At 64.5% G+C, this 19,134-nt stretch carries 17 protein-coding genes; 13 read left to right on the forward strand and 4 right to left on the reverse strand.

Annotated features, from left to right (window positions below):
- Positions 1 to 66: 66 nt before the first annotated feature.
- Positions 67 to 1,308, reverse strand: a complete 1,242-nt coding sequence (locus tag HPY55_08155; protein ID NPV70600.1) for a hypothetical protein — start codon at positions 1,306 to 1,308, stop codon at positions 67 to 69.
- Positions 1,309 to 1,530: 222 nt separating this feature from the next.
- Between HPY55_08155 and HPY55_08160 the strand changes: the two genes are divergently transcribed.
- From HPY55_08160 to HPY55_08170, 3 genes are all read left to right on the forward strand, one after another.
- Positions 1,531 to 2,811 carry a cysteine desulfurase-like protein gene (locus HPY55_08160; GenBank protein NPV70601.1) on the forward strand — a complete coding sequence of 427 codons (1,281 nt, stop codon included), beginning with the start codon at positions 1,531 to 1,533 and terminating at the stop codon, positions 2,809 to 2,811.
- A 220-nt stretch (positions 2,812 to 3,031) separates the two neighbouring features.
- Positions 3,032 to 3,298: a DUF2619 domain-containing protein gene (locus tag HPY55_08165; GenBank protein ID NPV70602.1), complete on the forward strand. Its 267-nt coding sequence runs from the start codon at positions 3,032 to 3,034 to the stop codon at positions 3,296 to 3,298.
- Positions 3,299 to 3,403: 105 nt separating this feature from the next.
- On the forward strand, positions 3,404 to 4,228 hold the full coding sequence (locus tag HPY55_08170) for a hypothetical protein (protein NPV70603.1): 825 nt from the start codon (positions 3,404 to 3,406) through the stop codon (positions 4,226 to 4,228).
- 104 nt (positions 4,229 to 4,332) lie between these two features.
- Here HPY55_08170 and HPY55_08175 read toward each other — a convergent pair whose 3' ends face one another.
- Entirely contained in the window at positions 4,333 to 5,301 is a 969-nt protein-coding gene (locus tag HPY55_08175) for a copper amine oxidase N-terminal domain-containing protein (GenBank protein ID NPV70604.1), read from the reverse strand.
- A 349-nt stretch (positions 5,302 to 5,650) separates the two neighbouring features.
- Here HPY55_08175 and HPY55_08180 point away from each other — a divergent pair, with 349 nt between their 5' ends.
- Positions 5,651 to 6,025 (forward strand): RidA family protein, encoded by a 375-nt coding sequence (locus HPY55_08180; GenBank protein ID NPV70605.1) that lies wholly within the window; start codon positions 5,651 to 5,653, stop codon positions 6,023 to 6,025.
- A 76-nt stretch (positions 6,026 to 6,101) separates the two neighbouring features.
- On the opposite strand, the gene HPY55_08185 is transcribed toward HPY55_08180, so the two are convergent.
- Entirely contained in the window at positions 6,102 to 7,517 is a 1,416-nt protein-coding gene (locus HPY55_08185) for an amidohydrolase (protein ID NPV70606.1), read from the reverse strand.
- On the opposite strand from HPY55_08185, the gene HPY55_08190 reads away from it, so the two are divergent.
- The 4 genes from HPY55_08190 (at position 7,450) to HPY55_08205 (ending at position 13,087) form a co-directional block, all read left to right on the forward strand.
- Positions 7,450 to 8,286, forward strand: a complete 837-nt coding sequence (locus HPY55_08190; GenBank protein ID NPV70607.1) for a DegV family protein — start codon at positions 7,450 to 7,452, stop codon at positions 8,284 to 8,286. The two genes, HPY55_08185 and HPY55_08190, sit on opposite strands and share 68 nt — an antisense overlap.
- Before the next feature lie 79 nt (positions 8,287 to 8,365).
- Entirely contained in the window at positions 8,366 to 9,787 is a 1,422-nt protein-coding gene (locus tag HPY55_08195; protein NPV70608.1) for a sodium:solute symporter family protein, read from the forward strand.
- Between the two features lie 29 nt (positions 9,788 to 9,816).
- A complete protein-coding gene (locus tag HPY55_08200) occupies positions 9,817 to 12,069 on the forward strand; it encodes a PQQ-binding-like beta-propeller repeat protein (protein NPV70609.1) in 2,253 nt (750 codons plus the stop codon).
- 496 nt (positions 12,070 to 12,565) lie between these two features.
- On the forward strand, positions 12,566 to 13,087 hold the full coding sequence (locus HPY55_08205; protein ID NPV70610.1) for a hypothetical protein: 522 nt from the start codon (positions 12,566 to 12,568) through the stop codon (positions 13,085 to 13,087).
- Here the strand turns inward: HPY55_08205 and HPY55_08210 are convergent.
- The gene (locus tag HPY55_08210) at positions 13,076 to 13,219 is read right to left on the reverse strand and encodes a hypothetical protein (protein ID NPV70611.1); all 144 of its coding nucleotides are present in this window, start codon (positions 13,217 to 13,219) and stop codon (positions 13,076 to 13,078) included. The genes HPY55_08205 and HPY55_08210 overlap by 12 nt on opposite strands.
- 169 nt (positions 13,220 to 13,388) lie before the next feature.
- Between HPY55_08210 and HPY55_08215 the strand changes: the two genes are divergently transcribed.
- The 5 genes from HPY55_08215 to HPY55_08235 all read left to right on the forward strand — a co-directional run bounded on the left by HPY55_08215 (position 13,389) and on the right by HPY55_08235 (position 19,133).
- A complete protein-coding gene (locus tag HPY55_08215; protein ID NPV70612.1) occupies positions 13,389 to 14,897 on the forward strand; it encodes a polysaccharide deacetylase in 1,509 nt (502 codons plus the stop codon).
- A 7-nt stretch (positions 14,898 to 14,904) separates the two neighbouring features.
- Positions 14,905 to 16,293, forward strand: coding sequence for a Mur ligase family protein (locus HPY55_08220; protein ID NPV70613.1), 1,389 nt, complete (start codon positions 14,905 to 14,907; stop codon positions 16,291 to 16,293).
- A gap of 30 nt (positions 16,294 to 16,323) precedes the next feature.
- Positions 16,324 to 17,064 (forward strand): glutamine amidotransferase, encoded by a 741-nt coding sequence (locus HPY55_08225; protein NPV70614.1) that lies wholly within the window; start codon positions 16,324 to 16,326, stop codon positions 17,062 to 17,064.
- A gap of 3 nt (positions 17,065 to 17,067) precedes the next feature.
- On the forward strand, positions 17,068 to 17,634 hold the full coding sequence (locus HPY55_08230) for a DUF5317 domain-containing protein (GenBank protein NPV70615.1): 567 nt from the start codon (positions 17,068 to 17,070) through the stop codon (positions 17,632 to 17,634).
- Between the two features lie 260 nt (positions 17,635 to 17,894).
- Entirely contained in the window at positions 17,895 to 19,133 is a 1,239-nt protein-coding gene (locus tag HPY55_08235) for an HD-GYP domain-containing protein (protein NPV70616.1), read from the forward strand.
- The last annotated feature ends 1 nt before the right edge of the window (position 19,134 follow it).

Below are 19,134 nucleotides of genomic sequence, written 5' to 3' on the forward strand. Positions count from 1 at the left end.
TGCAGTACACTGGTTCGCCGCCGGACCCCCGTATTCCTTCACGGTTGGATTATATTCGAGCGAACCTCACGCCCCGCCCCTGAACTTCTGGTCCCAGTCTATGTGCGCCGTGAGCCGCATCGCGGCTGCGAGGGTGAGTATAGCCACGATGGTGACGCTGAGCCCGGTGAAGCCCGTGAAGAAGTGCGTGTACGAGAACAGCACCAGGTAGATCACCTGGGCGGCTGCCGCCTCGCGGTAGGCGAAGGACTGCCCCACGACCGCGGCCAGGTAGGACACGACGAGCGCAACCGAGGTCAGCGATGCCAGGGCGAACGCAAGGTTGACGTCTGTGTGGTCGACGAGGTACGCAAACAACAGGTGGAACGAGAAGAACGCGGCAGCCAGGAAAAAGTAGTGCATTGGATGCAGGCGGATGTCCCTGACCACGCACAGGATGAATATCACGAAGAAGAAGAACAGCAGCGATACCGGGGCGAAGAAGCTGATCTGGCTGGCCAGCGGCCCCGGGTTGAGGCGCTTCGGCATTTCCATCCCGACCATGAACCCCGAGATCAGGTTCTTGTGGTCCCAGACCAGTCTCCAGCCGCCGGGGATCTCTTCCTTCGTGCTGGGGGAGATCGTTCTTCCGGGGAAATCGATCGCCTTGAAGTCGGTCGTCATTTCGAGCAGGAAGTTCTTTACTTGCGTGGCGCCCTTGCCGAACGCGTATGCCCAGTTGTCGAGACCCCTGGACCGGTATGCGACACGCACGTCCCGCGACTCGCCGGGTGAAAGGCTGAGGGTGGTCGCCAGCCTCCCTTGCGATGCGGCCGACCCCTCGACCGGGGACTCGCCCGCATAGAACTGCAGGTCGTCGTAGATGGCCTCGGAGGTGGGCAGCGCGAAAGCCACCGTTATGTCCCGAGGCGCGGAGGTCGTGTTCTTTACGGTGTAGGTCCCATCGAACGCCACCGAGTAGGTGCTGAACCAGAGCAAGCCCTTCCTCCGCTGGTCAAGGTGGAAGCCGACCTTGATGTTGCTGGCCTCAGGGATAAGCTCGACGCGCCGTCTCTGCTCGGCGCCGGGCGCCGGCTTCTCGGGCGGCCGCACGGTTGGGGCGGCCGGAGTGGCGGCCCCGTCCGCGTCCTCCACGTAGTAAATCTCGGGTGCGGTCTGCCGGTGGCTGGTGCCCCACAGCTCGGCCACGCGGCCCTCCATCGACCGCCTCGCGGACTGCGTCCGCTCGTGCGTGAGGCCGCCCAGCATCATCCAGGCCGCCGATGTCACCGCATAGATGAGGATGATAGCGAGGATTCTCTTCGCCAAACACGTTCCCTCCAATCCTGCGTACGCAGGTTTCTCTGCCACTCAATAAGACGGCCGGCGGGCGGCGGCGGTTCCGCGGCAGGGGCGGACGGGGTCCGGAGGTGCGTCCGGGGATTGAAGGGAAAAGCGCGGGCAACAGGGAAACCCAGTACTCCGGTCCGTCGTGGCGGTTACCGGGTGCGACGGCAAACTCACCGCGAAACTCACAAGGGGGATCCGGTTGTGAAGAGGGTTACTTTCGACGTCAGGGCGTGCAGGCGCCAGTTCCCATCGCTGGACCTCGAGGTCAACGGCCTTCCCGCCGCGTACTTCGACGGCCCGGGCGGCACGCAGGTGCCGCAGCGGGTTATCGACGCCGTCGTCCGGTACTACGAGCGTTCCAACGCCAACCACGAGGGAAGGTTCCAGACATCGCAGGAGAGCGACGCGATCATAGCCGGCGCCAGGCAGGCCATGGCCGATTTCCTCGGAGCCGCGTCTCCGGACGAGGTGGCGTTCGGCAACAACATGACGACTCTCAACTACATGCTGTCGCGAGCGCTCGGGCGTTCGATGAAGCCGGGGGACGAGGTGGTCATAACCGACCTGGATCACGAGGCCAACAGGGCTCCGTGGCTGGCGCTCGAGGAGAACGGCATCGTCGTGCGCTCCGTGCGTGTCAACACCGACACGTGCACGCTCGACTACAGGGACTTCGAAGAGAAGGTCAACCGGCGCACGAAGGTGGTCGCCGCCGGCTACGCCTCGAACGCGGTTGGGACCGTCAACAACGTGCGCTGGATCACCGACCTGGCTCACTCCGTGGGCGCCGCCTGCGTGATCGATGCGGTGCACTCGGCTCTGCACGTGGCGGTGGACGTGGCCGACATCGGCTGCGAGTTCCTCCTTTGCTCCGCGTACAAGTTCTTCGGGCCGCACGTGGGCATCTTGTACGGCCGTAAGGACGCGTTCGAGAGCCTGAATACCTACAAGGTCAAGCCGCAGATCCCCGCGCCGCCGTACAAGATAGAGACGGGTACGCTGAACCACGAGGGGATAGCGGGGGTCACCGAGGCGGTCGACTTCATCGCGAGCCTGGGCTCCGGGACAGCGGCGGGCGGGGCGTGCGCCTGCTGCGCGTCGTGCGGCGCGGGCGTCAGCCGGAGGCAGGCGGTGATCGCCGGGTTCGAGGCAATCGAATCCCACGAGCGCCCGCTTTTCGTCGAGCTGATGAAGGGGCTGAAGTCGATCCCGGGCGTGACGGTGTACGGGCTTTCGGCCGACGACAGGCGCACGCCGACGGTGGCATTTCGCCTCGAGGGCAAGTCCCCGGGCGATGTCGCGGAGTATCTCGGCGCGCGCGGGGTATTCGTGTGGGACGGCGACTTCTACGCGACGACGCTCATCGAGAGGCTGGGTCTCGCCGACAAGGGCGGTGTCGTCAGGGCAGGCGTCGCTCCGTACAACACGTTAGACGAGGTGAGTCGCCTGCTTGTCGCTGTATCAGACCTGGTGGAGCGGTAGACCGTAAGGCGATCGTCAACGCACTGCGATCCGCCGGCTGGAGTGTCGCGGGGAAAAAGCAAGCGGCGATGACTCTGGGGATATCATTGACTTCCCTGTACAACCGCATCAGGCGATACCGGATACTGAAGTCGGAGATCGACAACCGCTAGTCTTACGACGGAGCCGCCCATCATGGAATCCGGGGAAATCGAGTATCCTCACCATCAGGGGGGTGGCTGTGCTGTCGAGACACGCGTCCTTGCTCGCGATGGTGGCCTTGAGGGTACTTTCGGGGTCCGTCGAGATCCTGGCGGCAGCCTACATGCTGCGCGCGGGTTCACTCAGGAACGCGGTCAGGCTGAACGCCGCGCTTGGCCTGGTAGGCCCGACCGTGCTGGTCGCCGCCACGCTCATCGGGGTGGTGGGGTTGCGGACGGAGCTCAACACCACGCGCTTGATCCTGCTCATGGCCGGTGTCGGCCTCATCGTGCTGGCCACGCGCTGACCCCAGGCGGCTCCCACCGGTCCCGCCAAGGACATTCCACGCACCGTGCCGAATACGCTTCCACAATGCAGCAACGTTTGAGACCTCTCCGGGAGGACTGAAGCCATGAACCTGTCAAACATCCTGTGGGTGTTCTTTCTCTTCTCGATACTGTCACCGATGGTGAAGCAGCGAATCCTCGAAACGCAGAGAGTGCGGCTCATCCGGCAGATCGAGGAGAAACGGGGGACCAGGTTCATCTGCCTGATCCACCGCCAGGAGGCGGTCAGCCTGCTCGGAATACCGATATCCAGGTACATCAACATCGAGGACTCCGAGCAGATCCTCAGGGCTATCCGCCTGACACCGCCCGACATGCCCATAGACATCCTCCTGCACACACCCGGCGGCCTCGTGCTGGCTGCCGGCCAGATCGCCAAGGCGCTCAGCAACCACAAGGCGCCCGTGACGGTGTTCGTGCCGCACTACGCGATGTCCGGAGGCACGCTGATCGCCCTCGCCGCAGACGAGATAATCATGGACCCCAACGCCGTGCTGGGACCGGTCGACCCGCAGATCGACGGCCTACCCGCGGTGTCCATAGTGAAGGCCGTCGGGGAGAAGGACAAGAACGAGCTGGACGACAAGACGCTCATCCTCGCGGACGTCTCCCGCAAGGCGATTGACCAGGTACGCAAGACGGTCTACGAGATCCTGCTCGACAAGATGCCTCCGGAGAAGGCCGAGGCAGTTGCGGCCCAGTTCACGGAGGGTAAATGGACGCACGATTACGCAATATCGTGCGCCGAGCTCCGCGAGATGGGCCTTCCTGCATGCGGCGAGCTCCCGCGGGAGATATACGACCTGATGGATTACTACCCACAGCCTGTGCAGCGTAGCCAGTCGGTTCACTACATCCCCGTGCCGTACCGGCGGGCCAAGAGCAAGTAGACGCGTCTCGAGTGAAACGACCGGCCGGCTTGCATGCCGGCCGGTCTCGCTGTATCCGGTACTGGTGAACAAACCCCGGTCGCCCTGGGGCCAGGCGGGGCGATTTAGAACGGGATGTTTACCCTCGACTTCTCCTTCTGCTGCCGGTTGGGTGCCTCGTCGAAAGCCAACGACTTCCACTCGGGGGTTGAGGCGACCGACCAGGCGTACAGGTCGAACGAGCTCCCCCTCTTCAACCCGAGGTCTTCCAGGTAATACGCGAGTGTGACGTACCCGTAGCCTATGCCGCCGCCAACTATGCGGCCGATGGTGTGGCGTCCGAATCCCGGTCCTGACGGGGCGCTGAAGAACGAGGCGGTCTCACGCGACGCCTGCAGGTTGGCGTCGTACGCCAGGAGCGCCTCCGCGCCCTTGTAGGCCTTCACACCGGTGTCTCCATTCAGGTCTGTGTCGAGGGCGATGCGGAGACTCAGCCCCGTGACCGTGTTGCCACCCTCGATCGTCGCAGGGGCCTGCGGTATTACGCCGTTGAACTGGACCTTGATGAACAGGTTGTCGCTGTTGGTCGCCACCGATATCTTCGAGATGTCCGCGGCGGTGTAGGTATAGGTGCCCCCGGGGGGGGAGCCCTCGACGCCCCCGACGAAGTCGCCGGACGCGTCCGACACCGTGACGTGCGGGTGGTCCAGCGCCGTCGTCACGTCATTCTCGCTCGCCGTCGTGATGGTAACGGTGCGCGTCGCGCTGTCCCACCTGACCAGCGCGCCGAGACTCTCGCTCACGAACCTCAGCGGGACGAGCGTGCGGTCCTTGACGATCACGGGCGGCACTTCCATCACGGCCTGCATATCGGAGTTAAGCGTCGCCCTCGGGTTCCCGATGCCGATCTCGCAGGTGAGCCAGCCTTTACGGGCGATTATCTTGCGCTCGGCCTCCACCCATTCGATGTCGGCGCCCAGCGCTCCGAATATCGCCCTGAAGGGCACGAGGACTCTGCCCTTCGCTATCCTGGGGAAGACGTCGAACGTAAGCGCCCGACCGTTAACGAGTATCGTAACATCCGGGGCCTCCACGCCCAGCTCCTCCGGCGCGGCTCCAGCTGAAGGCGTCGGGAGCGGAGACATCACAAGGCTAATACAGACGACAGCCGCCAGAAACGCCCCAATTCCCGGTAGGTTGCGCGTTCTCGAATCCGCCCTCATCGACATATATCCCCTTTCCAGTTGCCTGGCATCTTGACCCCCGGCGCCCGGCGGCGCCGTCGTTTGAAGTTCGTGCTGGCAGCCTGCTATTCCTCTTATGAAGGAAAACCTCTCCGGCCGCGGAGAATAGTGGTGCGGACCCGGAACCGCGGCCACAGTGGCCGCCGGACCGGATGGTTCACAATCGTCTCAGGGGGTGTGGGTATTGTCGAAGAAGGCAATCAACGGCGTGTCCGGAGCGCCCGGCGCAGTCGGCCCGTATTCGCAGGCGGTCAGGGCCGGCCAGTTCCTGTTCGCATCCGGCCAGATCGGCCTCGACCCCGCCAGCGGTACGCTGGTCGAGGGAGACATAAAGGCGCAAACGAAGCGGGTCATGGACAACATCAAGGTAGTCCTCGGCTCGCAGGGTCTGGATTTCTCGAACGTGGTGAAGTCGCTCTGCTTCCTCACCGACATGAGCGAGTTCCCCGCCTTCAACGAGGTCTACGGGTCGTATTTCGATAAGGAGCCTCCCGCCAGGTCAACCGTGGGCGTGGCGGCTCTTCCGAAAGGGGCAAAGGTCGAGGTCGAGGTTATCGCGATATTCCCCTCCTGACCATCCGCCGCCTGACAATACCTGTAGAAAGGCGAAAGGCCGGACGGGTTCCGGCCTTTCCTCGCTTCGCGACACCTCAGCCCGCCTGCGACTTGAGCCACCGCACCGCAGTCTCCGCCATGACCGCCGTCCCTTTCCACAGGGCGGCCTCGTCGACGTCGAATTTCGGGTGGTGGTGCGGGTAAGAGGTCCTGTCGTCACCCGAATGCGTCCCGAGGCCGAAATACGTCCCGGGCACCCTCTCGAGAAAGTACGCCATGTCCTCGGCGCCCATCGAGGGCTCACCGATCTCGCGCACTGAATCGGAGCCGAACAGGCTGATCGCCGCCTCCTGGAAGAACCGCGTGAATTCGGGGTTGTTTATGGTCGGGGGGTATCCGCGGTTCACGTTGACCTCCGCGGTCGCCCTCATCGAGGAGGCCACGGCCTTCGGGAGTTCCTCGACGCGGCGGTCGAGGTATTCGCGGGTGGCGGGGTCGAGCGCGCGTATGGTGCCTTCCATCAGCACCTCGGGTGCGATAATGTTCTCCGCGCAGCCGCCGTTGATCTTCCCGACCGTGATGACGCCCGACGCCGTCGGCTTGAGTTCGCGACTGACTATCGACTGGAGCGAGGTCACGACGTGCGCGGCCACGAGCACCGAATCCACCGACAGGTGGGGCATCGCCCCGTGCCCGCCTTTTCCCCTGACGCGAATGGCGAAGTTATCGCAGGATGCCATGATAGTGCCGTAGCGCACGCCGATAACGCCGGTAGACCTGGCTTCCGGCCATATGTTACCGACGTGGCAGGCGATTATCGCGTCAACCCTCGGGTTCTCCAGCGCGCCTTCCTGGATCATGGGGAGGGCTCCGCCCGGACCCTCCTCGGCGGGCTGGAAGATGAGCTTCACGGCCCCGGGGAACGAGTGTCTCTCATCCTTCAACACCTTCGCCACACCAAGCGCTATTGCCACATGGGCGTCGTGCCCGCAGGCGTGCATCATACCCGGTTTTTCGGATGCGAACGCCAGACCCGTGTCCTCCTGCATTGGAAGGGCGTCCATATCGGCCCTCACGGCGACGCACTTGCCCGGGGCCGCCCCATCGATCACGGCAACGACGCCGGCGCCGGAATTCGACGGCCGGAGGCCGATTTCCGACAACACACGCCTCACGAAGGCCGAGGTCTCTGGAAGGTCCATGCCCACCTCAGGCCTCCGGTGAACCGCCCTCCTCCATTCGATAACCTGCTTTTCAAGCGCTCTTGAAGCCTGGACGATACTCAAATGTCTCACCCCTGAATAGAGTTGACATACGGCAATATACCCTCCGCGGCGCCTGTTTTCCTGCGAGGCCGCACGAGCAGGCCTGAAGGAGGAAAAGCCGCTCCACACTAGAATATCGCATCTGTGTTCGCACAGTGCGTGTGGCGGGGTGGTTCGTTTGGGGGTCAAAATCGTAACCGACAGCACCTGCGACCTTTCGAGGGAACTGCTCGACGAATACGACATCCGCGTCGTACCGCTGTACGTCTCCTGGGGAGAGGAATCGTACCGCGAGGGTGTCGACATCTTACCGTCCGAGTTCTACCGGAGACTCCAGCAAAGGAGCAACCTGCCAACGACCTCCCAGCCCTCCGTGGGCGAATTCAAGCACGTCTACAGGGAGCTCGTGGGGGCGGGGCACACGGTGATTTCGATCCACCTCGCGTCCAAACTCAGCGGCACCTACCGCGCGGCCGTCATGGCGAGAGACGCTGTCGGCGGCGATATCCAGGTGGTGGACAGCGGCAGTGTCTCGCTGGGCCTGGGGCTACAGGTGTTGGAGGCCGCGAGGGCCGCGCTGTCCGGCGGCAAGGATGAAGCGCTCAGGATCGTGGGGTCGGTGATGAAGTCGGTCAGGTTTCTCTGCGTCCTGCGGAGCCTGGAATACCTGAAGCGGGGCGGGAGGATCGGCGAGGTGGCCGCTTTCCTCGGGTCCATACTGAACATCAAGCCCGTGATATCCGTCGACCATGGCGCCATTCTGGCGGTCGACAAGGTCAGGGGGTTCGGCCAGGCCGTGACCCGGATGGTCGATCACGTGGTGGCCTACGTGCCGAAGGGCGCCCGCGCGGTCTGCGGAATCATGCACGCCGCCGCCAGGGAGACCGCCGGGCGGCTCCAGGAGGAAGTGGTCGGGAGGCTGCAGCCCGTCGAGGTCCACGTCGCGGAAGCGGGGCCCGTGATCGGGACGCACGCGGGGCCGGGCAGCATAGGGCTCGTGACCTACTACCGGTGACGTTGCGGGTGGCGCTGTGGACGGCTCCCGCCGGCCATGGTGACCGCGTGAGCGTCCCCGGGGGAAGAAGGACTGTCCGTTGATACTGAACCCGCTACACTGGGCCGGCGTCGCCACGACAATCGCTCTCGTGGTGATAGTCGGCCTGTATTCCGGCAAGCGTGTCAAGTCAGCCGGCGATTTCCTGGTGGCCGGGCGAAGCATGGGGCCGGGCATGATCGCCGGGTCGATGCTCGGAACCCTCATAGGCGGTTCAAGCACGATAGGCACCGCCGAAATGGCTTTCAAGTACGGCTTTGCGGCGTGGTGGTGGGCGCTCGGCATGGGCGCCGGCTGTGTGATTCTCGCCCTTGTGGTCTCTCCGGGCCTGCACCGTCACAAGCTGTCCACGATCGGCGACTTCCTCGAACGGGCGTACGGCCCGAGGACCAAATTGATTGCCAGCCTGATCCTCCTGCCGGCCATGTGTCTCACCATAGTGCCTAACGTACTCTCCGCGCTCGCCATACTCTCTTCCGTGTCGCGTCTTCCGGCGGCGGCGCTTGGCGCCATTACGCTGGGAGCGACTGCGGCTTACGTCGTGTCCGGCGGCGTCTGGGGTGCGGGCACCGTCGGAGTGCTCAAGGTGGCGCTCGTCTCGCTCACCATCGTGGGCTCCGCGGCCGCCGCCGTGGCAGGTGCGGGCGGTGTGGCACACGTTGTGGGGTCACTGCCTCCGCACCCATGGTTCAGCCTTTTCGGCCGCGGGCTCTGGATCGACCTCGGCGCGGGTATCGGGACGGCGCTCGGCGTCGCCGGGACGCAGGTCTACGTGCAGATTCTGGCGTCGGCGCGAAGCCACGAGGTGTCGCGCTGCGGCACGCTCATCGCGGCCGTGATGAGCCCGATCCTGGGCGTGTTCTCCGTGTTCGCCGGCCTCGCCGTTCGTGTTTCAAACCCGTCGGCAAACGCAGCGCAGGTGCTGCCGTCGTTGATCCTGGGCCGGTTTCCACCGTTGCTCGCCGGGATCGCCCTGGGGGCGCTGTTCATAGCAGTCCTCGGGTCGGCGTCCGGAATCGCGCTCGGTATCGGCTCACTTGTCTCCAACGACCTCCTCGGCCAGGAGGCGTACGACCGCATCAAGGCCCGCTTCGGTTCTGAATTCCGGCTCCTCGTCGCGCGCACCACCGTGTTCACGACCCTGGCTGCGGGCGTGTTCGCCGGCTGCATGGCGAAGCCCGCTTTCATCCTCGACTGGGCGTTCCTGTCCATGGGGCTGAGGGTTGCCACGGTCACGCCGGCGTTCATCGGCGGCATCGTGTTCGGGAAACGGGTCGGACGCCACTCCGGCATCGCCGGTATGCTGGGCGGCATGGCCGCCATGGTGCTCAGCCTCATCCTGCGCCCCGGCGAGGACGTGGTATTCCCCGCGCTGGCTACGTCAATCGCTTGCATGGTCCTGGCCTCCGTCATTCCGGCTGGAGCTGGAACAAGTTCCAGCACCGGACGTCGAATGGTGTAGTGTGCCAACATCACCGCGGAGGTCTTCCCATGAGTTTACACTTTACCCGTAGATTCGCCCGCGCCGCCCGGCGCTTCGCGCTGGGAGTACTGGCAGGTATTCTGATACTGGGCGCTGCCGCGCCCGCCTGGGCAGCCCCGGGCACGACGCCGGCCCCGAAGTTCTGGTTCGCGTTCGTTTCGGATTCGCACCTCGGTTCACCCCAGGGCAACAAGTGGTCCACCGCCATTCCGGATGACATCCGTGCGCACGGCCTCGCGCTGGGCGCGCAGGCTGCCTTCATTGCCCACGGCGGGGACATGACGGAGTTCGGGACGAGGGACGAGTACGCCAGGTATCAGGAAACGCTCGCTACAGCAGGAAGACCGGTATACGGTGTCCCCGGTAACCACGAGAGCAAGTGGGGCGACGCCGGCAAGAGCGGTTTCAGGTACGCCCTCGGAAAGACGTTCACCTCGTTTGATTACCAGGGGATCCACTTCGTGTTCCTGGACACGTCCGTCGACGGCGAGACGTACGGCCACCTGGAGAAGTACATGCTCGATTGGCTCAAGCAGGACCTCAAGCGCGCCGCGGGAAAGCCCGCGGTCATCTTCAGCCACCATCCGATCGGGTACTCGGTATCGCGCTTCATCGACAACGACTACGATTTCTTCGAAGCGGTGGCTCCCTTCAACGTCAAGGCGGTGTTTACCGGCCACGGCCATTCGACCCTGAAGTGGACGGTCAACGGCATCCCCTGTTTCATGGCCCCCGCCGCCATGGACGGCCAGTACCTGACCGTGCGTGTTGACGGCGGCGACATGACCGTTTTCTCGAAGGCGGTTGGCGCGGACCCCTCCGTCGTGGCCACGGTCGGCCTTGGAGCGGCCGGTGGGTCGAGGGCGCCCGTCAAGGTCCAGGCGACTATCGCGCAGAAGGAATTGCAGGTCAAGGCGGAGGTGTCCGGCGTCTCGCCGGTGTCAGCGAAATACCGGGTGGACCTCGGGCCGTGGAAGGACCTCACAGTGGTCTCCGCGGGCCGGCCGCCGGTCCGCACGGCTATGTATTCCGCTTGCGATCAGGCCTCCTCGTTGCCGGAGGGAGTGCACAACATCTACGTGCGGGTCGAGGCGGAAAACGGAGATGCCTGGATAGGACGGTGTGAGGTCACCGTCGACAGGACCCCGGCGGGCCGGACCGCGGCCTCCCCGGCCAGGCGGGTGTTGTGGAGGTACAGTGGACGGGGAGGCGTGCAGGGTTCGCCGGCGGTCCTGCCGGATCTCATCCTCTTCGGTTCGAACGACGGCCTGGTCACAGCGCTCCGCCGTAGCGATGGTCGCCAGAAGTGGCAGTTCAAGGCGGACGGCGGCGTGCCAGGCCGCATCACCGTTGTGGGGCAACAGGCGTATTTTGGGACTGCCGCGGGGTCCATCTACTGTATCGACCTGCGGAAGGGCACCCAGAGGTGGAGGTATCCGGTCGACTCGTCCGTTGTGGGCGGAGTTGTGGTTTCGGGCGGGCGTGTACTAGCCGGCACGACGCTGGGCTGGGTGCACTCCATCAACGCCGCCACGGGCAAACCGGCGTGGAAACAGCGCCTCGGAGGCGCCATCAGGTCTATGCCGTCCGTGGACGCCGGCAGGGTGTTCGTGGGGGCCTGGGATGGTAAGGTCCACGCGATGTCCGAGGCGACCGGCGAACTGCAGTGGACGACCGTCATTGACGCCTCGCCGTACTATTCGGCCGCGACCGGCAGGCCGCTGGCTGCAAACGGTGTGCTGTACGTCACATCCCCTGCGAACGCGAAGTCGGGCGGCTACGGCGTCGCTGCCATCGACCAGGCGACGGGTTCGATCTTCTGGCGGGCTGCGGTCAACGCCGGCTACTCCGAACCTTTCCTCCATGAGGGGGAGCTGGTGGTCACAGACTCGTCCGGCACCGTCCACTTCCTGGACAGGGACTCAGGTGTGGTCAAGGGCGTAATCAAGGGTGGCGGACCGTGCCTCGATTCATCGGCCGTTCCCGGACCGGCAGGACGGTTCATCACCGGGACGACGACCGGGCAGGTGCGTTTCCTGAGCCTGCAGTCGCGGCGCGACCCCGCTGCGGGTTCGCCGGAATCCCCCCAGCCGGCGAACGACGCGGCCGCCGGCGCGGCTCCTGAACCCGTCGTGCTGCAGGTTGGAGACGGGTTCGTCTTCGCACGCATAGCCGTGTCCGGTCAGACGGCGTACGCGTGTACAATGTCGGGCGATGTGTACGCGCTCAACCTGACCGGCCTGCTGACTGCGGCGCGGTGATCCGGTCGCGGCGCTTGCCTGGCCGCCGGCATGAGCAAAGTCAAGGCGGGCCGGCGCCCGGCGGAATAGTGACGGGATGGTTCTCTACGAGCGGAACACATTGGAACACATTATGGTGCCCGTCGTATCGTGCGTGGGCGCATAAGACTCTGCAGGTATGTTGCGTGCACGCACGATTGGGGGCAATTCGTGCTGTGGCGCACGAATGCCGGCGCGAATCGTGCTCTGCAGCACGGTTATTGAGCAGAACCGTGCGTACACGCAGGATAAGCGAGACATAATGCCCCTCCCGGGGAGCGGGGGGTGAGGCATGATCCCCGCAGACTGGGTGCGGCAGGGCGGCAAGGGTGGAGACTGCGAGCGGTCAGACGGCGTGCGGCGAGGCGTTCGCCGACCCGCTTTTCCTCGACAGACTCCAGACGCCGCGAGTTGTTTGCCCTTACGGGACGCCATGGGGTAAAATGAGATCGTTCGGCTTCCCGAGGAGGGTGGCGGTTTGCCGGGTGATTTCGAGGGGGACATCGTCCAGCTTTCGTGGGACGACGTGATGGAGATATGCAGGGACCTTGCGGTCAAGATCCACGAGGAACTCGACCCCGACATGGTCATAGGCATTGCTCGCGGCGGCCTGATCCCCGCGGCGATAATAGCCTCCGTCCTCCGCCTCGACATGTACCCTGTGGCGCTCTCCAGGCGCCGTAAGGGCGCCATCGTTCGCGAGAAGCCTGAGGTGCTCGTCCCGGTTCCCGACGAGGTTGAAGGGAAGCGGGTACTCGTAGTCGACGAGCGCAGCGAAACCGGCGAGACGCTCAGGCTGGCTGCCAAGGACGCGCACAAGAAGGGCGCGCGAAAAGTCCGCACGGCGGCCATCCACGCCAGGACCGGTGAATGGAAGCCCAACCACTACGGGTTCGAATCGGCCGGAGTGGTAATCCACCCGTGGGACTATGAGGTGTTGGTGTCCGGCAAGTTCATCGTGAACCCCGAGTACGAGGAGGCCCTGTATTCAAGGGGTTAGAGCCTTGAAACGCCCGGGGTACACGCCGCCACGGTACCGGTCAAGGGCCACGGCCCCCAGCGCGAGGCATGCTCCCGGCATTGAACACAGCGCCCATATCAAGCCCGCCTTCAGAACCTTCCAGACTCCCATAGTGAACCCCCCTGGGCACCCCCCTCGACTGTCAACCGATCCTATGCGGCGCGGCCGGGCTAAAGACGCCCGCTGCGGGGTGGTGCGCGGTCTGCGCGCGGCTCGCCGGCTCATAACCTGACTACCGGGGGCCGAGGTCCCCTCGACAGGCTGAGCGGGGGTGGGCATGGTGCGGAAACGCCGCATCCTGGCGGATTCGCTGGTGGGCCTGGCGCTGGCGTTTGCAGTGCTCGCCGCGCCCGCGCCCATACCGGCCCCGGCGGCGCCGACGCCTCAACCCGGCCCGCCGCCCGCGGCGCCGCAGCCCACATCGCCGGCGCGGCCTGCGGACCAGTCCACTCCGCCACCTCCGCCGTTACCGTCGCCGGCGCAACCGGCGGCCGCCGCACCGCCGGAGAACATGCTCGTCACCGTCACGTTCCAGGGAGTCCCCGTCCCTTTGCGGACGACCCCCGAACTCCACGACTCGGCGGTGGTGGTGAACATAGTCGAACTTCTGGGTCCCCTGGGGTTGACGGCGCGGTGGTGCCAGTGGGCGGGAGGGATCGAGATACGGGAACTCGCGGACCCGCCCGCGTCACTCACGCCTCCGGAGGCCAGGCTCCAGGTCAACGCTGGCGGCCCGCCTGGAGCGACCGTTTCCGGGGACTCGCAGCCGCGATACGCAGTACTGTTCGATAAGAGGCCGTATGCTCTGGTCGGCGGTGACCTGGTGGAGTGCCAACCAGCCTGCGCTGCGGACGGTGACTCGTTTCGCGCGCCCCTCGGCCTCGTGTGCGCGGCCTTCAAGATAGGCTACAAGTGGGAGCCTTCGACCCGCAACGTGGCGCTCTCGTTGGCGGTCGAGGTTCAGCCATCCGCGCCCGCGAGCGCCGCGCAGGCGACGGAATTCCCCGCCGCGAAGCGGTACGGCGGCGCGAGGCCGGCGTACCTGACGATCGACGACGGCCCGAACCCCGGGGTCACCCCGCAAATGCTCGACGTGCTCAAGGAATACGGCGTGAAGGCGACCTTCTTCGTGGTCGGCTGGCGGGCCGACGCGTTCCCCGGAATCGTGAAGCGCATCGCAGCGGAGGGTCACGCGCTGGGCAACCACACCTACACGCACAGGTATTCGGAGGTCTACTCGTCCCCGGAGGCGTACGTATCGTCACTGGAGGCCACGTCGAGAGCGTTGCGCAGGATCGCCGGGACGAAGGGAACGGCCTCGCGCCCGCCCGGGGGGTCATCCGGCCGCCTGAACCCGGAGTTCCGGAGGGCTATTGAGGAGGCCGGCTATTCGACCCACGACTGGAACGTGACGGCGGGGGACACGAGCGTACCGGCGCCCACCGCCGTGGAGATCGCACAGACGGTTCGAAATCAACTGGAGGCCAGGAGCCGCCTGGCATCGCCGGCGGTAATACTGATGCACGACGGCCGCGGTCACGAAGCGACCGCCGAGGCCCTGCCCGCCATCATCAGGGCAGTGGCATCGATGGGGTACGAGTTCGACGTGATCCGGGAGGAGCCACCGCCGGCACCCGCGCCGCTCACCACGCCTGCCAGAGAGCCGCCGGCGCCACCGGCGTTGCCGCCGGCACAGCCGCCATCTCAGCCGCTGGCACCACCGGCGGCACCACCGCCGGCGCCCGCGCCGCCGGAAGTGCGTTGTCCCAGCGCAAGCCTTCTTATATAATCTTCGTATGAACCTCAGAAGCATTCTCGCCCTGTGGGCGGGGAAAGCGATAATACTTGTCAGCCGGCTGTTGGGCAAGGGTGGCTCGACGTTCCCCGGCAGGGTCGCCTGCAAGTTGTCCCCGGACGTACTGACCCGTATGGCCGCGCAGTCGAGACTCGGGAACGTCGTCGTGACCGGTACCAACGGCAAGACCACGACATCGAGGATGATCAGCGCCGTGGCGTCGCTGTCCGGTGTCCGCGTTACGAACAATCGCTCGGGGGCGAACCTCATTTATGGTGTGACGTCGGCCTTCATCCAGTCGTGCGATCTGGCGGGCAGGCTCAGGGCGGACCTCGGAGTGATCGAGGTCGACGAGGCGACCATGCCCGCGGCGACGACCGAGGTCCGCGCGAGGAGGGCGGTCGTCACCAACTTCTTCCGCGACCAGCTCGACCGGTTCGGCGAGCTTGCGACGACAGTCCTCCTGGTAAAGCGCGGTCTCCAGGTGATGCCAGCGGGGTCATTCGCGGCGCTCAACGCCGACGACCCCCTCGTGGCCAGCCTGGGCCGCGACTGCGACCTCGACGTGGCGTACTACGGGGTTGAAGACAGGTCGCTTTTCACCGGAGACGGGGTGCAGGCCGCCGATGTGAAGAACTGCCTGCTGTGCGGTTCGCCGTATGAATACGACGGGGTGTTCTACGCGCACGTGGGGATCTACCGGTGCCCGTCTTGCGGGTACCAGCGGCCGGACCCACAGGTGCGTCTCGTACGCTACCAGCCGTTGGGTGCGACTTCCCACCTTGCCGTTGAGACTCCGGCCGGGGACCTGGTCCTGCCGCTCCCAGTGCCGGGCCTGTACAACGCCTACAACGCGCTTGCTGCGACGGCGTGCTGCCTCTCGCTTGGGTTCAGCCTGGATGACATCCGCGCGGGACTTGAAGGCTACGCGGGGTCGTTCGGGCGTATGGAGTCGATCAGGATCGGCGACAAGTCCGTCCTGCTCGCCCTCGTCAAGAACCCCGCGGGCTTCAACGAGGTAATCAGGACGGTGGTTGAAGGCCCGGGCAGAAAACACGTCGTGATCTGTATAAACGATAACTACGCTGACGGCACGGATGTCTCCTGGCTCTGGGACGTTGACTTCGAGCGGTTCGCCGGCGGGGCGAACGCGGAGTCGATAATCACCTCCGGCATCAGGGCGGAGGACATGGCCGTCCGCCTGAAGTACGCGGGAGTCGACACCTCGGCGCTAAGGATCGAAAACGACCTCAAGAGGGCGCTCGAGATTGGACTTGAGAGGACTGCCCCTGGTTCCACGCTGTACGTCCTCCCAACGTATACGGCGATGCTCGAGATGCGCGAGATAATCCACCGGATGGGGTACGCGCGCATGTTCTGGAACGATTAACGGATTGCGGGGCGAGCGAAGGTGCGGGCGATCAAGAGACTGACCATCTGCCACCTCTACCCGGAACTGATGAACCTGTATGGCGACAGGGGCAACGTAATCGCGCTGACGAGAAGGGTCTCGTGGCACGGTATCGAGCCGGTCGTCGAGCAGGTGTCCCTGGGAAACATGGATTCCGGCCAATACGACATCATCTTCATGGGCGGCGGCCAGGACCGCGAACAGAAGCAGATCTGCGTCGACTTCAAGAACGTCAAGGGCGGCCCGCTCGCGGATGCGGTGGAGTCCGGAGTCCCGTTCCTGGCTGTATGCGGCGGGTACCAGCTCCTGGGGAAGTACTATAAGACGGGTGGCGGCGAGGTTTTGGAGGGTATCGGGGTGCTCGACGTGTGGACGGAGGCGGGCGCCAGGCGGATGATAGGCAATGCCGTGGTCGAGAGCGACCTCGGCGGCGCACCCCGTACGGTGGTCGGTTTCGAGAACCACTCCGGCAGGACTTTCCTTGGGGGGAAGGTCAGGCCGTTCGGCCGCGTGTTGAGCGGATACGGCAACAACGGCCAGGACGGGTTCGAGGGCGCCGTCTACGTGAACACGGTGGGGACGTACCTCCACGGAAGCCTCCTGCCGAAGAACCCCTGGCTCACCGACTGGTTCATCTCCAGGGCCGTCGAGCGCCGTTACGGTGAAACGCTCTCGGTTTTCCTCGATGACACTATTGAAGAGCTCGCGCACCAGGCGGCCATCAAGAGGGCTTCCCGAAGGACGGTGTGAGGCGTGATAATCGCCGAGGCATTCATCGTCTCCGTGGCGATAGCGCTGCTCAGGGGCGGTAACCTCTCGCGGCTGGCCGCCCTGAAGGTCAACTCCCTGTGGCTCGCGTTTGCGCCGCTCGTCGTGCAGATCGCCGTATTCCTGTTCGAACCGGTAAGGATGACCCTCCGCGACGCGGTACCGTACATTCACGTGTTGACTTACGTGTTCTCGGGGGCGTTCATCTATTTGAACCTCGACATACCCGGCATGAAGGTCATGGGGTTGGGAACGGCGTGCAACACGCTCGTGATAACGCTCAACGGGGGCTACATGCCGGCGTCCACGTCCGCCCTGGCGGGGGCGGGAATGCTTCCGGTGCTGAAGGCGCTGGCGTCGGGCCCGCACCATAACTCGGTGTTGATCCACCAGCAGACCAGGCTGTGGTTCTTCGGCGACATATTCTTCGTCCCGCCACCGTTTCCGACACCGAACGTGTTCAGCGTGGGTGATGTGCTCATTGCGCTGGGCGCCTTCATCTTCGCCCAGCGGACGCTTCGCGCCGCCAAGCGCGGCCCCGTCGCATTCTGAGGCATACGTGATGAATTGGCAGGTTATTAGTGGTTGTTGGCGAATTTTGCATTGAGGCCCAGGCCGGCGGCAGCACGAGCGGAACAAGGATATCCGTCCTTGGAGGTGGCTCCCGTGAGGTGGCGCATAGTCGCTATTTGCCTCGCAATGCTGTCGCTTGCTTTGACAAGCGGCGCGTTCCATAAGTGGGGCTAAGCCCGCCTTTGATTTAGGGGGGGGTTGACGCCGGCCTGGCCTAACAATAGACACCGAGGCCGACAATGCGCAGACTACCCTATCAAGCTCGAATATACGTCCTTACTGTCACGTTGGGCAGCGTCATGTTCCTGCTGGCATGTTTGAAGCCGTCCATTCCGAACCCCCGGGAGTTTGCCGGCGCGCTCGTTTTCGTAGTCCTCAATAGCATTGCCGAGCTCAAGCCCGTGCAGGTCGCCGAACACTGGTACGTCTCGGTGTCACCTGTGTTCCAGTCCGCGTCGTATATACTCTTCCAGCCCTGGATCGCCGCCCTTATTTCAGCGATTTGTAGCATAATAGCGGACCTCGCCGGGAGGCGGCCGGTGTTCAAGACGGCGTTCAATGCTGCGCAGTACATCATCTGTGTTGGTGCAGCCGGACTTATCTACCGCTCAGCGGCGTTCGGCTACCCAAGGACGGCGCTGATAACCGACCTTCCTGCGTTCACGTTGGCGACACTTGTGTATTACTTTCTCAACGTAGTCTTGATCTGCACCGCCTTCGCGCTGGCGGAGGGACGTCCGCTGCTCCAGACGGTATTGTCCCAGACGGGGGTGTACCTGTTCCAGTACCTGGCCCTGGCATCCCTCGGTATGCTTATGGCGTCCGTTTACAGCCGCGACGCATTCGGCCTTCTACTCCTCCTGCTGCCGATAGCGATCGTGTATACGGGGATAAAAGACTACATTGACTTGCAGACGGAAACGCGACTTGCCGTTGAGGCGCTCGCCGACTCGATAGACCGGCGCGACGATTTTACGTACGACCATTCGCTCAGGGTCGCCGACTGGGCCGCGAAGATAGCCCGTGAGATGAACCTGCCGGACGAGCTCATCGAGAAGATCCACCTTGCCGCCAGAATACACGACCTCGGCAAAGTAGGTCTTTCGAACAGGGTGCTCTTCAAGGACGGTCGTCTGGGCGAGGACGAGTGGGAGCAGGTCAGGGAACACCCCCAGATAGGCGCGGAGATCGCCGGCAAGCTGAAGATATACAGGCACAGTACGGCGTTCCTCCGCCACCACCATGAGAACTACGACGGGAGCGGGTACCCGGACTGCCTGGCGGGGGATGATATTCCAGTTGGGGCCAGGATCATAAGAGTGGTGGACGCGTTCGACGCCATGACGAACGACAGGCCGTACAGAAAGGCTACGCCGGTCGAGCAGGCTGTCTCGGAAATCGAGAAGGGCAGGGGCACTCTATTCGACCCGGCGGTGGTGGACGCATTCCTCCGAGTCCTGTCGAACGGCCGGAGGTGAT

Source organism: Bacillota bacterium (assembly GCA_013178305.1).
Lineage (GTDB): Bacteria > Bacillota > Sulfobacillia > JABLXB01 > JABLXB01 > JABLXB01.

Bases quoted from the DNA above. Each gene is read 5' to 3' on its own strand.
- HPY55_08235 (NPV70616.1), top strand. From the start codon at position 17,895: ATGCGCAGACTACCCTATCAAGCTCGAATATACGTCCTTACTGTCACG.
- HPY55_08220 (NPV70613.1), top strand. From the start codon at position 14,905: ATGAACCTCAGAAGCATTCTCGCCCTGTGGGCGGGGAAAGCGATAATA.
- HPY55_08200 (NPV70609.1), top strand. From the start codon at position 9,817: ATGAGTTTACACTTTACCCGTAGATTCGCCCGCGCCGCCCGGCGCTTC.
- HPY55_08210 (NPV70611.1), bottom strand. From the start codon at position 13,219: ATGGGAGTCTGGAAGGTTCTGAAGGCGGGCTTGATATGGGCGCTGTGT.
- HPY55_08170 (NPV70603.1), top strand. From the start codon at position 3,404: ATGAACCTGTCAAACATCCTGTGGGTGTTCTTTCTCTTCTCGATACTG.
- HPY55_08185 (NPV70606.1), bottom strand. From the start codon at position 7,517: ATGTCGTATTCGTCGAGCAGTTCCCTCGAAAGGTCGCAGGTGCTGTCG.